Origin of the sequence: Collinsella sp. SGI.178 (assembly GCF_050313495.1) — a bacterium.
Lineage (GTDB): Bacteria > Actinomycetota > Coriobacteriia > Coriobacteriales > Coriobacteriaceae > Collinsella.
The window spans coordinates 1-1,130 of sequence record NZ_JBNPLM010000051.1 but is presented as its reverse complement, the minus strand read 5'-3'; the positions used below and the strand labels follow the sequence as shown (position 1 = coordinate 1,130).

The 1,130-nt window shown below is 68.0% G+C and carries 2 protein-coding genes; both read left to right on the top strand.

The window, feature by feature from the left end; all coding sequences use genetic code 11:
* Positions 1 to 96: 96 nt before the first annotated feature.
* The gene (locus ACQRAQ_RS08580) at positions 97 to 507 is read left to right on the top strand and encodes a hypothetical protein (RefSeq protein ID WP_161173001.1); all 411 of its coding nucleotides are present in this window, start codon (positions 97 to 99) and stop codon (positions 505 to 507) included.
* 66 nt (positions 508 to 573) lie between these two features.
* Positions 574 to 1,130: ATP-binding protein (locus tag ACQRAQ_RS08575; RefSeq protein ID WP_427794550.1), on the top strand; the 557-nt coding region annotated here is incomplete at its 3' end.

The window sequence follows — 1,130 nt, the reverse complement described above, 5'->3', positions numbered from 1 at the left end:
ATGGTCGGCGCCTTTGCTTATGAGGCGAAACAATCGTCGTGAAACCCGAAACTTTTATCTCGTGATTTCCTAAAAATAAAAGCTATCAAAAACACCGTGAGCGTCTACGACCCCGACAGCGGCGAGCTCGTCTGCGAGCACCCCAGGGCCTACGGCAGCGCCCCGACCGACACGTCCGACCCCGCCTCGCAGCTCGCCCTGCTGGCGTGGAACGCCGGCGGCTGGGAGAACAGCAGGGTGAGGGAGGCGCTCCCCGACGAGCTCAGGGAGCATATGGACTCACTGGACAGGGCGGGCCTGAAGGCCGAGCTGAGGGTGATGCGCGACCAGGCGGCCACCTCCGGATGGGAGGCCACGCTGCAGGCGGTGCGCCTCGCCTACGAGGCGACCGGCCGCATCGACGAGGCGTCGGTCGCCGTCAGCGCGGCGCGCGCCGCCACGGGGACCGTCACCTACGACGAGCCCGTGGACCTCGGCGTCTACGACGGCTTCATGGGGGTGGCGTAGATGGCCAGGGCCGCATGCCCCGACAGGCGCCTGCTCGAGTCCTCGCTGAGGGGCAAGGCGCGCTCGATGCTGTTCTCGAACAGCGTCGTCGACGAGTTCTGCGAGGAGGCAACGCTCCCCGAGATGAGGGCGGTCGAGGGCCTGCTGGCCAGGCAGATGGAGGTCAGGGCCGCCAACCAGCTGGAGAGGAGGATGCGCAGGGCGAGGTTCCCCGCGGCCAAGTCGCTCGACGGCTACGACTTCTCCCAGGTCTCGTTCCCCGACGGCTACGGGGAGGCCGACCTCAGGTCGCTCGCCTTCATCGACGCGTGCCAGGACTTCGTCTTCCACGGGAAGACGGGCAGGGGCAAGACCCACCTCGCCATCGCGGTCGGCGCCGCCGCCGTCAGGGCCGGCAAGTCCGTGAGGTTCTTCACCGTCGCGCAGCTCGTGATGCACCTGGCCGACGCGCGCGACCGCGGCAGGCTGCGCAGGGAGCTCGACGACCTGCTGTCGGCGGACCTGCTGGTACTCGACGAGCTCGGCTACGTGCCGCTCGACGTCGAGGGGGCGAGGCTGCTGTTCCAGGTCATGTCGGCCCCCGAGGGCACCCAGAGCCTCATAGTCACCACCAACATAGAGTT